The organism is Staphylococcus cohnii species complex 1663 (assembly GCF_041008415.1).
GTDB lineage: Bacteria > Bacillota > Bacilli > Staphylococcales > Staphylococcaceae > Staphylococcus > Staphylococcus ureilyticus.
The window spans coordinates 128,414-145,871 of the sequence record NZ_JBFDVL010000005.1 but is presented as its reverse complement, the minus strand read 5'-3'; the positions used below and the strand labels follow the sequence as shown (position 1 = coordinate 145,871).

The 17,458-nt window shown below is 33.4% G+C and carries 14 protein-coding genes; 13 read left to right on the top strand and 1 reads right to left on the bottom strand.

What is annotated here, in order from left to right; genetic code table 11:
* Positions 1-8 precede the first annotated feature (8 nt).
* From fakA to recG, 4 genes are all read left to right on the top strand, one after another.
* Positions 9-1,670 (top strand): fatty acid kinase catalytic subunit FakA, encoded by a 1,662-nt coding sequence (gene fakA, locus AB1J10_RS07750; RefSeq protein ID WP_070037910.1) that lies wholly within the window; start codon positions 9-11, stop codon positions 1,668-1,670.
* A 359-nt stretch (positions 1,671-2,029) separates the two neighbouring features.
* Positions 2,030-2,695: an L-serine ammonia-lyase, iron-sulfur-dependent subunit beta gene (gene sdaAB, locus AB1J10_RS07745; protein ID WP_046208668.1), complete on the top strand. Its 666-nt coding sequence runs from the start codon at positions 2,030-2,032 to the stop codon at positions 2,693-2,695.
* Positions 2,696-2,708: 13 nt separating this feature from the next.
* A complete protein-coding gene (gene sdaAA, locus AB1J10_RS07740; RefSeq protein ID WP_046208667.1) occupies positions 2,709-3,578 on the top strand; it encodes an L-serine ammonia-lyase, iron-sulfur-dependent, subunit alpha in 870 nt (289 codons plus the stop codon).
* Position 3,579: 1 nt separating this feature from the next.
* Positions 3,580-5,625 (top strand): ATP-dependent DNA helicase RecG, encoded by a 2,046-nt coding sequence (recG, locus tag AB1J10_RS07735; RefSeq protein ID WP_070037905.1) that lies wholly within the window; start codon positions 3,580-3,582, stop codon positions 5,623-5,625.
* 50 nt (positions 5,626-5,675) lie between these two features.
* Here the strand turns inward: recG and AB1J10_RS07730 are convergent, their stop codons facing one another.
* A complete protein-coding gene (locus AB1J10_RS07730; RefSeq protein WP_070037902.1) occupies positions 5,676-7,235 on the bottom strand; it encodes a M4 family metallopeptidase in 1,560 nt (519 codons plus the stop codon).
* Between the two features lie 290 nt (positions 7,236-7,525).
* On the opposite strand from AB1J10_RS07730, the gene fapR reads away from it, so the two are divergent.
* From fapR to AB1J10_RS07685, 9 genes are all read left to right on the top strand, one after another.
* A complete protein-coding gene (gene fapR, locus AB1J10_RS07725) occupies positions 7,526-8,095 on the top strand; it encodes a transcription factor FapR (RefSeq protein WP_046208664.1) in 570 nt (189 codons plus the stop codon).
* Positions 8,088-9,074: a phosphate acyltransferase PlsX gene (gene plsX, locus AB1J10_RS07720; RefSeq protein WP_046208663.1), complete on the top strand. Its 987-nt coding sequence runs from the start codon at positions 8,088-8,090 to the stop codon at positions 9,072-9,074. Before fapR ends, plsX begins: the two co-directional genes overlap by 8 nt.
* On the top strand, positions 9,067-9,993 hold the full coding sequence (gene fabD, locus AB1J10_RS07715; protein ID WP_046208662.1) for an ACP S-malonyltransferase: 927 nt from the start codon (positions 9,067-9,069) through the stop codon (positions 9,991-9,993). The genes plsX and fabD overlap by 8 nt, the downstream gene beginning before the upstream one ends.
* A complete protein-coding gene (fabG, locus tag AB1J10_RS07710; protein WP_070037898.1) occupies positions 9,986-10,723 on the top strand; it encodes a 3-oxoacyl-[acyl-carrier-protein] reductase in 738 nt (245 codons plus the stop codon). The genes fabD and fabG overlap by 8 nt, the downstream gene beginning before the upstream one ends.
* A 162-nt stretch (positions 10,724-10,885) precedes the next feature.
* Complete coding sequence (locus AB1J10_RS07705) at positions 10,886-11,119, top strand: acyl carrier protein (protein ID WP_019467939.1); 234 nt, start codon at positions 10,886-10,888, stop codon at positions 11,117-11,119.
* Positions 11,120-11,368: 249 nt separating this feature from the next.
* Positions 11,369-12,079 carry a ribonuclease III gene (gene rnc, locus AB1J10_RS07700; protein ID WP_371090939.1) on the top strand — a complete coding sequence of 237 codons (711 nt, stop codon included), beginning with the start codon at positions 11,369-11,371 and terminating at the stop codon, positions 12,077-12,079.
* Between the two features lie 255 nt (positions 12,080-12,334).
* Positions 12,335-15,904, top strand: a complete 3,570-nt coding sequence (smc, locus tag AB1J10_RS07695; RefSeq protein WP_070037897.1) for a chromosome segregation protein SMC — start codon at positions 12,335-12,337, stop codon at positions 15,902-15,904.
* Positions 15,901-17,136 (top strand): signal recognition particle-docking protein FtsY, encoded by a 1,236-nt coding sequence (gene ftsY, locus AB1J10_RS07690; protein WP_070037893.1) that lies wholly within the window; start codon positions 15,901-15,903, stop codon positions 17,134-17,136. Before smc ends, ftsY begins: the two co-directional genes overlap by 4 nt.
* Positions 17,123-17,455 carry a putative DNA-binding protein gene (locus AB1J10_RS07685; protein ID WP_046208657.1) on the top strand — a complete coding sequence of 111 codons (333 nt, stop codon included), beginning with the start codon at positions 17,123-17,125 and terminating at the stop codon, positions 17,453-17,455. Before ftsY ends, AB1J10_RS07685 begins: the two co-directional genes overlap by 14 nt.
* Positions 17,456-17,458: the final 3 nt, after the last annotated feature.

Here is a 17,458-nt window from a genome sequence, read left to right as displayed (position 1 = left end):
ATAACGAGATGGTTAGTAAAATAAATGGTAAATTATTTGCCGAAATGATTATTCAAGGGGCACAAAATTTATCTAATCATTCAGATTTAGTAGATTCATTAAATGTATACCCGGTGCCAGATGGGGATACAGGGACAAATATGAACTTAACAATGACATCAGGCAGAGAAGCAGTAGAAGAGAATTTATCACAGCATATTGGCGAGTTAGGTAAAACATTTTCAAAAGGCTTATTAATGGGGGCACGTGGAAATTCTGGCGTTATCTTATCACAGCTTTTTAGAGGATTTAGCAAAAATTTAGAAAGTTTTAGCGAAATTAATGCAGAGCAATTAGCAGAAAGTTTTAAAGCTGGTGTTAACACTGCATATAAAGCAATTATGAAACCCGTAGAAGGCACAATTTTAACTGTTGCTAGAGATGCTGCGGATGCAGGTATACAAAAGGCACAAGAAACAGAAGATTGCATTGAACTTGTGACATATATTATAGAACAAGCCCAAATTTCTTTAGAGAATACGCCTAATTTATTACCTGTATTAAAAGAAGTTGGTGTAGTTGATAGTGGTGGTAAAGGATTAGTTATCGTTTATGAAGGTTTTCTAAAAGCTTTAAAAGGTGAAACTGTAACTGCAGAAACTCCAAAATTAGATACAGAAACTTTAGTGAATGAAGAACATGACTTCCACGGTGTGATTAATACTGAAGATATTGTTTATGGATATTGTACCGAAATGATGGTTCGTTTTGGGGTAAATAAAAAAGTATTCGATGAAGATACTTTTAGAGAAGAAATGAGTCAATTTGGGGATTCATTATTAGTTATTAATGATGATGAAATTGTAAAAGTTCATGTACATACAGAAAAACCTGGCGATGTTTTTAATTACGGACAACAATATGGTGAATTAATTAAATTAAAAGTTGAGAATATGCGAGAACAACATCGTGAAGTTGTAAAAAAAGAACAAAAAGGTACAAATACACAACAATCTAATCAAGAAACTTCAACAGTAGACACTGCTGTCATCGCTATTTCTATGGGAGAAGGCATATCAGAATTGTTTAAATCCATGGGTGCGACACATTTAATAAGTGGTGGCCAGACAATGAACCCTTCTACTGAAGATATTGTGAAAGTGATTGAACAATCCCAATGTAAACGTGCAATCATCTTGCCAAATAATAAAAATATTATGATGGCGAGTGAACAAGCTGCATCAATTGTAGATGCTGAAGCTATTGTGATTCCTTCGAAATCTATACCACAAGGAATAGCTGCATTATTTAATTATGATGAATCAGACGAATTAATTGATAATAAAGCACGCATGATTGAATCATTAGAAGTGATAACTTCTGGCTCTGTTACTTACGCTGTTAGAGATACCAAAGTCGATGGTGTAGAAATAAAAAAAGATGCATTTATGGGACTAGTCGAGGATAAAATTGTCACAAGCAATGAAGATGAATTTGAGACTGTTAAACAGTTATTGTCTCAAATGATTACGGACGAAAGTGAAATAATCACTATGATTATCGGTGAAGATGCCAATAGTGATATAACATCTAATATTGAATCCTGGATTGAAACAACGTATCCAGATATTGAAATAGATCAACATCAAGGTGATCAGCCTGTATATCAATATCTGTTTTCTGTAGAATAATGTTAGTTTGTTGATAACGACAAAAATTTCTATCAATATACGTAATTAGGTATGTGTCATATCTGGTTACGTATATTTATTTTGACGCAAAAAAATGGGTGAAGTTAATGTTTAAAGAAGTATATACTAAATAGATGTAAATATCGTAATAATATTCACGGTAAAGAATAATTATTTTCATTATGTTTATATGTGTATTCAATTCACAATAGTGTGCAATTTGTAATAATTTTGAATTAAAAGCAGTACAACTAAAATTAGTTTATAATGTTAACTTAAATTGTTATAATAATAAAGGTGCAAATAAAATGTAAGCGCAACACTTTAGAATGATTAAAAATAAGGGTGGGGTATCCATTATGAAATATAAAACAGTTTTCGATATAATTGGTCCAACAATGGTTGGTCCATCATCTTCACATACAGCAGGTGCAGTCAGAATTGGCTTAGTAGCTAAAGATTTATTTAATCAAATACCAAAACAAGTTGATATATATTTGTATGGGTCATTTATGGAAACATATAAGGGCCATGGTACAGATGTAGCACTTGTGGGTGGCTTATTAGGATATGATACAGACGATGATCGAATCCAAAAAAGTTTAGAGACTGCTGAAGAAATTGGCATGAAAGTGAATTTTATTGAAATGGCAGAAGAACGCTCTCACCCAAACACTGCAATTATTAATATGAGAGACGGAGAAAAAGAAATTTCTGTTGAAGGTGTGTCTATTGGTGGCGGTAAGATAGAAGTTGTTGCAATCAATGGTTTTAGTATTGCAATTAGTGGTAACTATCCAGCACTTTTAGTATTCCATAAAGATACATTTGGTACGATCGGCCGTGTAGCTAATATATTAGGTGATTCCAGTATTAATGTTGGCAGCATGCAAGTTTCAAGAAAAGAAAAAGGTGACCAAGCATTAATGACTTGTGAATTAGATGATGCTATCAATGATGAAATAATAGAAAAAATAAAAAACGTCGATGGTGTAGTGACAGTCTCACTCATGGGCGACGCCTAATGGAGGGATATCAATGTTTAAAAGTGTAAAAGAACTTATTGAAAAATGTGAGACAGAAGATAAAAAAATATATGAAGTGATGCTTGAGCAAGAAATGGAAGTTACTGGTTTATCAGAAGAAGAAGTATATGCACATATGGATAAAAATTTACAAACTATGGAAAATGCATTAGATGAAGGCTTAGAAGGCGTAACTTCAACGACTGGTCTAACAGGTGGAGATGCTGTTTTAATAAAAGAATATTTAAAAACAGGTAAATCTTTATCTGGTGCAACATTATTAGATGCTGTGAGCAAAGCAGTAGCAACAAATGAAGTAAATGCAGCAATGGGTAAAATTTGTGCTACACCAACGGCTGGTTCAGCTGGAGTCGTTCCTGGGGTTCTGTTTGGTTTGAAACCACGATTAGAACCTACACGTAAAGATATGTTGAATTTCTTATTAACTTCAGGCGCATTTGGATTTGTTGTAGCAAATAATGCATCGATATCTGGTGCAGCAGGTGGTTGTCAGGCAGAAGTTGGATCGGCCGCAGCTATGGCTGCAGGTGCGACAGTTGAGCTTGCAGGTGGTACACCACAACAATCTTCGGAAGCTTTTGCAATTTGTTTGAAAAATATGCTAGGTTTAGTATGTGACCCTGTAGCTGGATTAGTAGAAGTACCTTGTGTAAAAAGAAATGCAGCTGGGGCATCTAATGCAATCGTCTCAGCCGATATGGCATTAGCAGGTGTAACTTCCAGAATCCCGACAGACGAAGTAATAGAAGCAATGTATAAAATAGGGCAAACGATGCCTTCAGCGTTGCGTGAAACTGGTCGTGGAGGTTTAGCAGGCACACCGACAGGACAGCGTTTAAAACAAGAAATATTTGGTGATTAAAATGTCAAAAGTCAATTTAATAGAAAGCCCATTTCCATTATCACAAATCAAGGGTTTAGGTCCTAAGCGGTTAGCGGTATTAAATGAATTGAACATTTATACAGTAGAAGATTTAATCTTATATTTACCAACGCGTTATGAAGACAATACTGTAGTTGACTTGAATGAAGCAGAGGATCAAGCGATGGTGACTGTTGTTGGGGAAGTATACTCAACACCCACTGTCGCTTTTTTTGGTAGGAATAAATCTAAGTTGACAGTTCATTTAATGGTTAACAATATTGCAGTAAAATGTGTATTTTTTAATCAACCCTACTTGAAAAAGAAACTAGAACTACACCAAACGGTTACGATTAAAGGAAAATGGAATAGAAATAAGCAAGAAATTAACGGAAATCGAATGTTTTTTAATCAACCAGCAATGGAAGATGTACAATTTGAACCCATTTATCGAATTAAAGAAGGGATAAAGCAAAAACCATTACGTGATATGATTAGGCAAGTTTTAGAACATGTTACGATTCATGAATGGATATCAGATTCATTGAGAGAAAAATATAAATTAGAAACACTAGAAGATACAATCAAAACATTACACCTTGCACCGGACAAAACTTCATTGCTCAAAGCGAGAAGAACTTACGCATTTATTGAATTATTTATGTTTGAACTTAGAATGCAATGGCTAAATAGGTTGGAAAAAATATCAGATGACGCAATCGAAATTGATTATGATATTCAATTAGTAAGAAATTTTATATCATGTTTACCATTTGAATTAACTGAGGCACAAAAGCAAAGTGTAAACGAGATATTTAGAGATTTAAAAGCGCCTATTCGCATGCATAGATTGTTACAAGGTGATGTTGGATCAGGAAAAACAGTCGTAGCTGCAATTTGTATGTATGCATTAAAAACAGCAGGTTATCAATCTGCTTTAATGGTACCTACTGAAATACTTGCAGAACAGCATGCTGAAAGTCTTGCAGAAATCTTTGGTGACAGAATGAACATTGCTTTACTTACAGGTTCAGTAAAAGGGAAAAAACGTAAAATTTTGTTGGAACAGCTCGAGCAAAATGAGATAGATTGTATTATTGGTACACATGCGCTTATTCAAGATGATGTTGTCTTTAATAATGTGGGCCTTGTAATTACAGATGAACAGCATCGTTTTGGTGTCAATCAACGACAATTGCTGAGAGAAAAAGGCGCGATGACAAACGTTTTGTTTATGACAGCGACACCTATTCCACGCACATTAGCAATTTCTGTTTTTGGAGAAATGGATGTATCCTCAATCAAACAGTTACCAAAGGGTAGGAAACCTATTATAACCTCTTGGTCTAAACATGAATCATATGAAAGTGTATTACAACAAATGTCTGCTGAATTAAAAAAAGGTAGACAAGCATATGTGATTTGTCCATTGATAGAAAGTTCAGAGCATTTAGAAGATGTACAAAATGTAGTTGAATTGTTCGAATCTTTACAAGCCTATTATGGTAAAGGAAAAGTTGGACTACTTCATGGTAAATTAACCTCAGAAGAAAAAGATCAAGTGATGCAACAATTTAGTAATCATGAAATTGATATATTAGTGTCAACGACAGTGGTAGAAGTAGGAGTTAACGTCCCTAATGCAACATTTATGATGATATATGATGCGGATCGATTTGGATTATCGACTTTACATCAATTAAGAGGACGTGTTGGTAGAAGTGAACACCAAAGCTATTGTGTATTAATTGCTTCACCTAAAACTGAAACAGGGATAGAACGTATGAATGTAATGACACAAACAACAGATGGTTTTGAATTAAGTGAACGTGATTTAGAAATGAGAGGACCTGGTGATTTCTTTGGTGTGAAACAAAGTGGGTTACCTGACTTTTTAGTAGCGAATGTTGTTGAAGATTATAAAATGTTAGAAGTAGCGAGAGATGAGGCAGCAGAATTAATTCAATCCGGTGCATTTTTTGAAGATGAGTATCAAAGATTAAGAACATTTGTAGAAGATAATTTACTATATACTAGTTTTGATTAACAAAAACAGCAATTTAGCGTGTCATTTGCTAAACTGCTGTTTTTTAATATTTAAGAGCCTACACCTACTTTAGTCCATGCTTGTGCTACAGATTGTGATTCGTTACTATTATGGCCATATAATTCATCTGCTGCTTGTTTTAAGGCAATTTTGGCATCAGAAAATTCAGCATTGGACGTCAAATATTGAGTTAATGCGAGATAGTATATTTGCTCAGCTTTTTCTTTACCAATTGATTGTATCGTTAGATATGCAGCTTTGTTTGGAATACCACTATTAATATGGACACCACCATTATCTTCAGCGCCAGTATAAAATTGATCCATATGTGCTGGTTGATCGTATTTTTCTGGATCTTTTAAGCTTCTTAAAGCGTCACCATCTTGATTGGGAGTATATACATCTTCACCCATCATCCAGTTATCAGGGTCAATAAAATACCCAAATACATCTGAGAAAGATTCGTTGAGTGCACCCGATTGATTTACATATTCTAAATTAGCAGTTCTTTCAGTTACCGCATGTGTTAATTCATGAGCAACAATATCTTTAGCGCCTGATAAGGGATTAAATGTTTGACCATCACCGTCACCGTAAACCATATATTGTCCGGTCCATGCTGCATTATTATAGTTCTTATCAAAATGGACAACTGAATTAATATCAGCAGCATTATCGTCGTAACTATTTCTATCGTGTGTATTTAAATAATAATCATAAACTGCTTTTGCGTAATAGTGTGCATCGACGCCAGGACGTTGTTGTTTTTTATCAAAATATTTTGAATCATTTATGATAGGAGAAAATTGATCAGTGGTTCCATTGGCACTTTCAGTATTAATATGTGCATCTGTCGTTGTATCATTTAAAGTATATTGTCCATTGTTGCTAGATATATTAAGTGGTGATTTTTTATCACCATTCACTCCGATACCAGAGCCTTTTTCTAAAGCGTGTTCAATCACATTTTGTTTTTTTAATATCTCCCCAGTGCTAGCATCAACTTGTATTTGCCAATGTGCAGGCTTAGGAGATATGTAATTTAATTCTATATTATATATATATCTTTCTTTTTTACTATTAACATCTAGTTTGTTTTTAGACACTACTTTAAAGCCATCAATGTTTGTAACGTCATTGCTTTTTTTACCAATTGCTTTAAAGGCTAATTTTTCTGCTTGGGAAGAAGATAGTTTCACCGTATTATTAACGTCGATATGTTGTCTGTGTATATGACCATTGATAAGTGATACGTTCCCATCAGAGTTCACATGGACTTTAATTGTGCTATCATTAGCTAAAATATGATTGATTTTTGGTTTTAATTCATAATGTTTAACACCAGTTGAATCAACACTGCTATTGATTACTTTGTATTGTTTAAATGCATTTTTATTAATAGATTCTGTTTTAGTTTTATTTGTATTGAGCACAGATGTAGCGTTGTTTTGTAGGAAATGTTCTACATCTATTTTATTGGAAATTTTTGTTTCAGTTGAAGTTTCTAAGTTTTCAGGAACGATACTATTGATTTCTTTTGCGTTACTCTGAGTGGAAAAAGCTGCAAAAAATGTTGCAGATAGCAATGCATTGGTCACTACTTTTTTCAATGTTTACAACCCCTTTGAATTGGAATGAATAATCTATGTATTTCTGAAAATTTTTTAATAGTTAAGTGTTTTAAAAACGATAAATTTTATTTTTATATAATTTAACATATTATTATTAAAAGTTATATATTAACTTTTAAAACTTTTTTGCTTTGGTTATAAAAGTGTTCAGCTTTAACTCAATATAATGGAGAAAGTCTTATGTTTTTAGTTGAGCAATTGAAATAGAAAGTGTTATGATATGTTAGGAATGTTTAAGACTTGGTACTAAAATTAGGGAGTAGTAAACTATGAAGTTAAAAAAACAAGAACGTCGTGAAGCGATAAAAAAAGAAATAGAAAAAAATCCCTTTATTACTGATCTTGATTTAAGCAGTCTTTTTTCAGTCAGTATCCAAACAATAAGGTTGGATCGTACACACTTAAATATTCCTGAATTGAGAAAAAGAATAAAATCCGTTGCGAGAAAAAATCACGAAAGTATTCGATCTATTGATGGAAGTGAAATCATAGGTGATGTGATTAACGTTGAACCAGATCATCAAGCAACATCTCTGATTAATATTGATGAAGATTCAGTATTTACAAGAAATAAGATTGCCAGAGGTCATGTGTTGTTTGCACAGGCCAATTCATTATGTGTGGCACTTATACATAAACCAGTCGTTTTAACTAAAGAAAGTAATGTTTCATTTTTAAAACAAGTTAAATTAAACGATACAGTACGTGCTGAAGCACAAGCTGTCGAAATAACGAATAAATATTTTAAGATAAAAGTAAATTCGTATGTCAAAGATACTTTAGTATTTAGAGGTACATTCAAAATGTATTATACAAGTGAGGATGAACAAAATGGTTAAAATAGCTATCGACATGATGGGTGGCGATGACGCACCTGGCATCGTTTTAGAAGCTGTTGAAAAAGCGGTCAATGATTTTAAAGATTTAGAAATTATATTATTTGGAGACCAAAATAAATGTAATATTAATCACGAAAGAGTGGAAGTACGTCACTGTACAGAAGCGATAACGATGGAAGATGAACCTGTAAGAGCAATTAAACGAAAAAAAAATAGTTCGATGGTGCGCATGGCTGAAGCAGTAAAATCTGGTGAAGCGGATGGATGTGTATCAGCCGGTAATACAGGTGCATTAATGTCTGCAGGACTATTTATTGTTGGTAGAATTAAAGGTGTAGAAAGACCAGCATTAGTGCTTACTTTACCTACTGTATCAGGTAAAGGTTTTGTATTTATGGATGTCGGTGCAAATGCGGATGCTAAAGCAGAACACTTATTGCAATATGCACAATTAGGCAATATTTACGCACAAAAAATACGTAATATTGAACAACCTTCTGTAGCATTGCTTAATATAGGAACTGAAGCAGCTAAAGGAAATACATTAACTAAAAAAGCGTTTAATTTAATGGATGAACAACAAGAATTTCATTTTGCTGGTAATGTAGAAGCGAAAGTATTAATGGATGATGCTGCAGATGTCGTTGTCACAGATGGCTATACTGGTAACATGATCCTAAAAAATCTAGAAGGTGTAGCAAAATCTATAGGAAAAATGTTGAAATCTACACTTTTAAGTAGTTTAAAAAATAAATTAGCAGCGTTAGTCTTACGCAAAGATTTAAATGAGTTAACTACAAAAATGGACTATGCAGAATATGGTGGTTCAGTTTTACTAGGATTGAATGGTATCGTTGTAAAAGCACATGGTAGTTCTAATGCCAAGGCATTTTATTCAGCAATTCGTCAAGCTAAGGTTGCTGGAGAATTAAATATAGTAGATACAATGAGAGAAACGGTGGGGTCAAAAAATGGGTAAAACAGCGATTATTTTTCCTGGACAAGGGTCACAAAAAGTAGGCATGGCTAGTGATTTGTTTAATGAAAGTGATGCCGCAACATCAATTTTAAATGAAGCACAAGCACAATTGGATTTTGATATCTTAGAAACAATGTTTGAAGATGCCGAAGGTAAATTAGGCCAAACTGAAAATACACAACCAGCATTACTTACACATAGTACCGCTTTATTAATGGCATTAAAACAAATTGATGCAGATTATACAATGGGTCATAGCTTAGGTGAGTACGCGAGTCTAGTAGCGAGTGGCGTATTAAAGTTTGAGGACGCGGTAAAAATAGTTCGTAAACGTGGACAATTGATGGCAGCAGCTTTTCCTGATGGTGTTGGTAGCATGGCAGCTGTCCTAGGTTTAAATTACAGTGAAGTTGATGACATTTGCAAACAACTTTCAACAGAAGACGAAGTCATAGAACCTGCTAATATCAATGCACCTGGACAAATTGTGGTTTCAGGGCATAAAACATTAATAGATCAACTTGTTGCTGAAGGAAAATCTTTGGGTGCTAAACGCGTCATGCCTTTAGCCGTTTCTGGTCCTTTCCATTCATCCATGATGCAAGTTATTGAATCGGACTTTGCAAATTATATCGAACAATTTGAATGGAACGACGCCAATTATCCAGTGGTACAAAATGTAAATGCTAAAGGTGAAACAGATGCTAAAGAAATTAAAGAGAATATGATTAAACAATTATACTCTCCGGTTCAATTTATAGATTCTGTGACATGGCTACTTGATCAAGGTGTCGACCATTTTATTGAAATTGGACCAGGTAAAGTACTTTCAGGATTAATAAAAAAAATAAATAGGGATGTTAAGCTTACTTCAATTCAAACATTAGAAGACGTAAAAGGGTGGAATGAAAATGACTAAAAATGCATTAGTAACTGGAGCATCTAGAGGTATTGGTCGTAGTATAACAATTCAGTTAGCTGAAGAAGGTTATAACGTAGCAGTAAACTATGCAGGTAATAGAGAAAAAGCAGAGGCTGTAGTAGAAGAAGTGAAAGCTAAAGGTGTAGAAAGCTTAGCAATTCAAGCTAATGTTGCCAATGGCGATGAAGTAAAAGCAATGATTAAAGAAGTAGTAAACCAATTTGGTACAGTCGATGTATTAGTCAATAATGCAGGTATTACTAGAGATAATTTATTGATGCGTATGAAAGAAAGTGAATGGGATGACGTTATCGACACTAATTTAAAAGGTGTGTTTAACTGTATTCAAAAGGTTACACCACAAATGTTAAGACAAAAAAGTGGGTCAATCATCAATTTATCTAGTGTAGTTGGTGCAGTAGGAAATCCAGGCCAAGCTAATTATGTTGCAACAAAAGCAGGCGTTATTGGATTGACTAAATCTGCTGCGAAAGAATTAGCTTCAAGAAATATCACAGTTAATGCCGTTGCACCAGGATTTATTGTATCTGACATGACAGATGCATTATCAGATGATTTAAAAGATCAAATGTTGCAACAAATTCCATTAGCAAGATTCGGAGAAGACACTGATATTGCAAATACAGTAGCATTTTTAGCTTCAGACAAAGCAAAATATATTACTGGTCAAACAATACATGTCAATGGTGGTATGTTTATGGAATAGTGTAACTGTACGGACATACCATTTTGAACATGACTTGATATGACTTATGGATGTATGTCATGCTCTAAGTATGTAATTCATTGAAATACTACTTGTATTTCAATCGATAAAATGGGAAAATATAAAAGTCTATCATAGGCTTTTAAAAGGAGGTGAATCGACGTGGAAAACTTCGACAAAGTAAAAGATATCATCGTTGACCGTTTAGGTGTTGACGCTGAAAAAGTAACTCAAGATGCATCTTTCAAAGATGATTTAGGCGCTGACTCACTTGATATTGCTGAATTAGTTATGGAATTAGAAGACGAATTTGGTACTGAAATTCCAGATGAAGAAGCTGAAAAAATCAACACTGTTGGTGATGCAGTTAACTTTATCAATAGTATGGAAAAATAATAAACAAATATCTGAGTCGTGGATTTTACGGCTCAGATTTTTTCTATTAAAAAGCAGTTAACTTTAGTAATCATATCAATAGTAATCGTTAAAGAGGATTAATGTACTATAAATGATAAAATGAATGTATGATTAGCAGTTTTCCCTTTAGTTTTATAATAAATTCACGTAAAATATAAAGGCATAAGTATATAAAAAATTACTTTAAATTGAGGTGGAAAAGTATTGACGAATCATAAAAAAAAGGAAATGGTTAATGCATTCCAAGAAAAGTTTTCAAAAAAAATGCAAGAATTAAATTTGAATTTTAATAAAGTGAATTTATATCAACAAGCATTTTCACATTCGAGCTTTATCAATGATTTCAATATGGATAGATTAGATCATAATGAACGTTTAGAATTTTTAGGAGATGCGGTATTAGAATTGACGGTTTCACGCTATTTGTTTGACAAATATCCAGAGTTACCAGAAGGTAATTTAACGAAAATGCGTGCGACAATTGTTTGTGAGCCTTCACTTGTAATATTCGCGAATAAAATTGCATTACACGAACTTATCTTGTTAGGTAAAGGAGAAGAAAAAACAGGTGGTAGAACAAGACCCTCACTTGTATCAGATGCATTTGAAGCTTTTGTAGGTGCACTGTATTTGGACCAAGGCCTAACCGCTGTTTGGAAATTTGCTGAAAATGTGATTTTTCCATTTGTGGAAGACGATAAACTGGATGGTGTCGTCGACTTTAAAACACAGTTTCAAGAATATGTGCATCAGCAAAACAAAGGTGACGTTACTTATCGTTTAATCAATGAAGAAGGTCCTGCACATCATCGTTTATTTACGTCGGAAGTGATTTTAGAAAACAAGCCGGTTGCGATAGGCAAAGGCAAAACGAAAAAAGAATCAGAGCAACAAGCAGCAGAAAGTGCTTATAAACTCTTGAAAAATAAAGAGGTTTAATGTCAGTTCCATCGTATATTGTGGTGTAGCTTACAGACGATTTAGCGCATGTTGGACGAAAATGTAAATAATTTAAGATGCGTTAATGAATGATGTCAAAGCATTTCTAATAGATGAGTTAATAAAGCATGTAATCATTGCAAGTCGCTGTGACAAATTTATTGATGCACTAATCATATAGAAGCGAGAGCATGAACGTATTTGCATTACGTTGTTTTTATCTCGCATCTGAGAAACACTTTAAAGGAGAATAGCATGGTATATTTGAAATCTATTGATGCCTTTGGATTTAAATCATTTGCTGAACATACAAATGTACAGTTTGATGAAGGTGTCACGGCAATAGTAGGACCTAATGGTAGTGGTAAGAGTAATATTACAGATGCAATTAAGTGGGTTTTGGGTGAACAATCTGCTAAATCATTACGTGGCGCAAAAATGGAAGATATTATTTTTTCTGGTGCAGAACATAGAAAAGCTCAAAATTTTGCTGAAGTAAAATTAAAATTAGATAATAGTTCAGGTAAATTAAATGTTGATACAGAAGAACTCGTAGTCACACGTCGTTTATATAGAAGCGGGGAAAGTGAATATTATTTAAATAATGACCGATCACGACTTAAAGATATTATAGAACTATTTTTAGATTCAGGATTAGGAAAAGAAGCATTCAGTATAATATCTCAAGGTCGCGTAGATGAAATTCTTAATGCAAAGCCAATTGATAGAAGGCAAATATTGGAAGAATCTGCAGGTGTACTAAAATATAAAAAAAGAAAGGCAACTTCTGTGCAAAAATTAGATCAAACAGAAGATAACCTGACGCGTGTAGAAGATATCTTATTTGATTTAGAAGGTCGAGTCGAACCATTACGTGAAGAAGCTGCAATAGCAAAAGAATATAAACATCTGTCTAGTGAAATGGAAAAAAGTGATGTGTTGGTCACTGTTTATGATATTGGACAATATAATCAAAATATTTATGAACTAGACGAAAATCTCAATCGCTTAAAAAGTCAACAAGCTTCAAAAGATGCGGAAAAGGCACAGCATACACAATCATTAAATCAATATAAATCTGAACGGCAACGATTAGATGAAACGATAGAATCTTTAAATTTTAAACTTGTTAAAGCGACTGAAGAAGTTGAAAAATTTGCTGGACAATTGAATGTGTTGGAAGAACGTAAGAAGAATCAATCGCAAACCAATGCACGATTTGAAGAGGAACAAGAAAGCATAGAGACACAAGTGACAAATTTAAAGCAAGAGCAATCAGAAGTAAAAGAACAAATCAAACAGTTAAAAACGAAACAAAATGATCTAAATGAAGAGATACAACAATATGAATCACAACTTTATGTGTCCGATGAACAACATGATGAAAAGTTAGAATCAATAAAAGATGAATACTATCAACTCATGTCAGAACAATCAGATGTCAATAATGATATACGCTTTTTAGAGCATACAATTCAAGAAAATGAAACAAAGCAATCACGTTTAGATTCACGCTTGCTTGATGCCTATAAGGAATTAAAAAATATTCAAACTCAAATCACTGAAACAGAGAAACAAAGTTCAATCGCAAAAAAAGAGTTGAAAAAAGCAGAAAGTGATTTAGCATCTTATGAAAAAAAACTAACGCAACTTAAAAATCAACAAAATGAATACGAAGAGAAATTACATCAAGCATACAGATTTAATGAAAAATTAAAATCACGTATTGATAGTTTAGCAACACAACAAGAAGAATATAGTTATTTTTTCAATGGTGTAAAACACATATTGAAAATGAAAGATAATAAACTTTCTGGCATCCGTGGTGCAGTAGCAGAAGTTATCCAAGTACCTTCGAATTTAACGAAAGCGATTGAAACTGCATTAGGTGCTTCGCTACAACATATCATCGTGGATTCTGAAAAAGATGGTCGTCAAGCAATACAATATTTAAAACAAAATGGTCTAGGAAGAGCTACATTTTTACCATTAAACGTCATTCAACCTCGTAATATTGCCAGCGATATTTTGAAGATAGCTAATAGTTCAATTGGTTTTGTGAACGTTGCTTCAAGTGCGATACAAGTTGAAAATGATTATAAACATGTGATTCAAAATTTATTAGGCAATACAATAATTGTAGACAACTTAAAAAATGCTAACGAATTAGCTAGAAAAATTCGGTATCGAACACGTATCGTAACGTTAGAGGGAGATATTGTAAATCCAGGAGGTTCCATGACTGGTGGTGGTGATCGCAAAACTAAGAGCATTTTATCTCAAAAAGATGAGCTCTCAACAATGCGTGCGCAATTAGAAGATTATCAGCAACAAACTGCTTCATTTGAAAAACAATTTCAAGCAATTAAAGAAGAAGCCGATGCGTTAAGTAATACTTATTTCGATACGAGTCAAAGTTATAATACGATAAAACAAAACGTACATAAATTTGACTTAGAATTAGATAGATTACGTAAACAAGAAACACATTTAAAAAATGAGCATGAAGAATTTGAATTTGAGAAAAATGATGGTTACCAAAGTGAAACAAGTAAGCAAACCTTAAATGAAAAAAAAGCGCAATTGGCAACAATCCAAACGCAATTGCAAAAATTAGAAGAAGATATTAATATCTATACAAAATTATCAAAAGAAGGTAAAGAGAGTACAACGTTAATACAACAAAAATTACATCAAAAACAATCTGATTTAGCAGTAGTTAAAGAAAGATTAAGTACTCAAAAGCAAACGGAAACAAGGTTAACGCATCAACTTAAACAATTAAAAGAGCAAAAACAAAAATTGAGTGAGCAAATTGAATTATTTAATTCGGATGAGATAACTGGTGAAAAAGCTTTCGAAACGATTCAAAATAATATTGAACAAAGTAAAAGTAATAAAGCGCAATTAACAGAAGACTTGGCTACTATTAAATCACAACGCCAAACTTTGAATGATACAATTGAGACAACAGAGCGTAAGTTGGAAGAAGCAAATCAAGATATTTTATCGATTGAAAATCGTTACCAAGATATTAAAGCAGAACAATCTCGTTTAGATGTGCTAATCAATCATGCGATAGACCATTTGAGCGAGCAGTATCATCTTACTTATGAACGGGCAAGTGAATTATATACACTAGAAGAGGATATTGACAGTTTACGAAAAAAAGTAAAATTAACCAAAATGTCTATAGAAGAATTAGGCCCCGTAAATTTAAATGCAATTGAACAATTTGAAGAAATCAACGAACGCTATACATTCTTGAATGAACAACGTGCTGATTTAAGAGCAGCCAAAGCGACCTTAGAACAATTAATAGAAGAAATGGATAATGAAGTGAAAGAACGATTTAAAGAAACTTTTCACGCTGTACAAGGTCATTTTTCTGAAGTATTTAAATCACTATTCGGTGGAGGACAAGCAGAGTTGCGCTTGACAGATGATGATTATTTATCAGCAGGGGTAGATATTATTGTTCAACCACCAGGTAAGAAACTGCAAAACTTATCACTATTAAGTGGTGGGGAACGTGCTTTGAGTGCAATTGCTTTGTTGTTCGCTATTTTAAAAGTGAGATCGGCACCATTTGTCATTTTAGATGAAGTAGAAGCAGCTTTAGACGAAGCCAATGTTATACGTTATGCACAATATTTAAAAGCGTTATCAAACCAAACTCAATTTATTGTCATTACACATCGTAAGGGTACAATGGAATTTTCTGATCGCTTATACGGTGTAACGATGCAAGAGTCAGGTGTATCAAAATTAGTAAGTGTCAATTTAAATACGATTGATGAAGTCATTAAGGAGGAACAAGTATGAGCTTTTTCAAACGACTAAAAGATAAATTCACAACGTCTGCAGAAAATCAAAAACCAGACGAATTAGAACAAGAACAACAATCTGAATTAGATGTAGATCAACCTCAATCATCCGAAGCGCCTAAGGAAAAAACAAAGCAGCCAAAAAAATTAAAAGAAGCTGATTTTGATGACGACGGATTAATTTCAATTGAGGACTTTGAAGAAATTGAAGCGCAACAACTTGGTGCAAAATTTAGAGCTGGATTAGAAAAGTCGCGTGAAAATTTCCAAGAACAGTTAAACAATTTAATTGCACGTTATCGTAAAGTTGATGAAGATTTCTTTGAAGCACTGGAAGAAATGTTAATAACTGCAGATGTTGGTTTTAACACAGTGATGGAACTCGTAGAAGAATTACGTACCGAAGCACAACGTCGTAATATTTCAGAAACTGAAGATTTGCGAGAAGTTATCGTAGAAAAAATTGTAGAAATCTATCATCAAGACGATGAACACTCAGAAATTATGAACATTGAAAATGAAGGATTAAATGTCATCTTAATGGTAGGCGTCAATGGTGTGGGCAAAACGACAACAATTGGTAAATTAGCACATCGCTACCAAGCTGAAGGTAAGAAAGTGATGCTAGCAGCTGGTGATACTTTTAGAGCTGGTGCTATTGAACAACTCAAAATTTGGGGAGAGCGTGTTGGCGTAGAAGTAATGAGTCAAAAAGAAGGTTCGGATCCTGCAGCGGTTATGTATGATGCCATTAATGCAGCTAAAAGTAAGGGTGTAGATATTTTAATATGTGATACTGCTGGGCGTTTACAAAACAAATCTAATTTGATGAATGAACTAGAAAAAGTAAAACGTGTGATAGGTAGAGCAGTACCTGAAGCGCCTCATGAAGTCCTACTTTGTTTAGATGCTACTACTGGACAAAATGCCTTGTCCCAAGCTAAATCATTCAAAGAAGTTACGAATGTGACTGGTATTGTATTAACTAAACTGGATGGTACTGCAAAAGGCGGTATCGTTTTAGCGATACGTAATGAATTAAAAATACCAGTTAAATATGTTGGTTTAGGTGAAAAATTAGATGATTTACAACCATTTAATCCAGAAAGCTATGTATATGGACTGTTTGCTGATATGATTGAACAAAATGTTGATGATTCAAATGCAGCGGATGATCATACAGATAGCACGGATGTACAGAATGAAGGCCATACAGATGACACAAAATGATTTAATTAAGACTATACGTATGAATTATTTATTTGATTTTTATCAATCATTATTAACGGAAAAACAACGTAACTATCTAGAACTATTTTATCTACAGGATTATTCTTTAAGTGAGATTGCAGATACGTTTGATGTGAGCCGCCAAGCAGTGTATGATAACATAAGAAGAACTGGTGATTTAGTAGAAGATTATGAAATGAAACTAGGCCTTTATCAAAATTTTGAAAAACGACAAAACATATATGAAGCGATCAAAAAGCATATTGATGAGCCAGAAATAATTAAACAGTATCTTCAAACGCTTGAAGATTTGGAATAATTG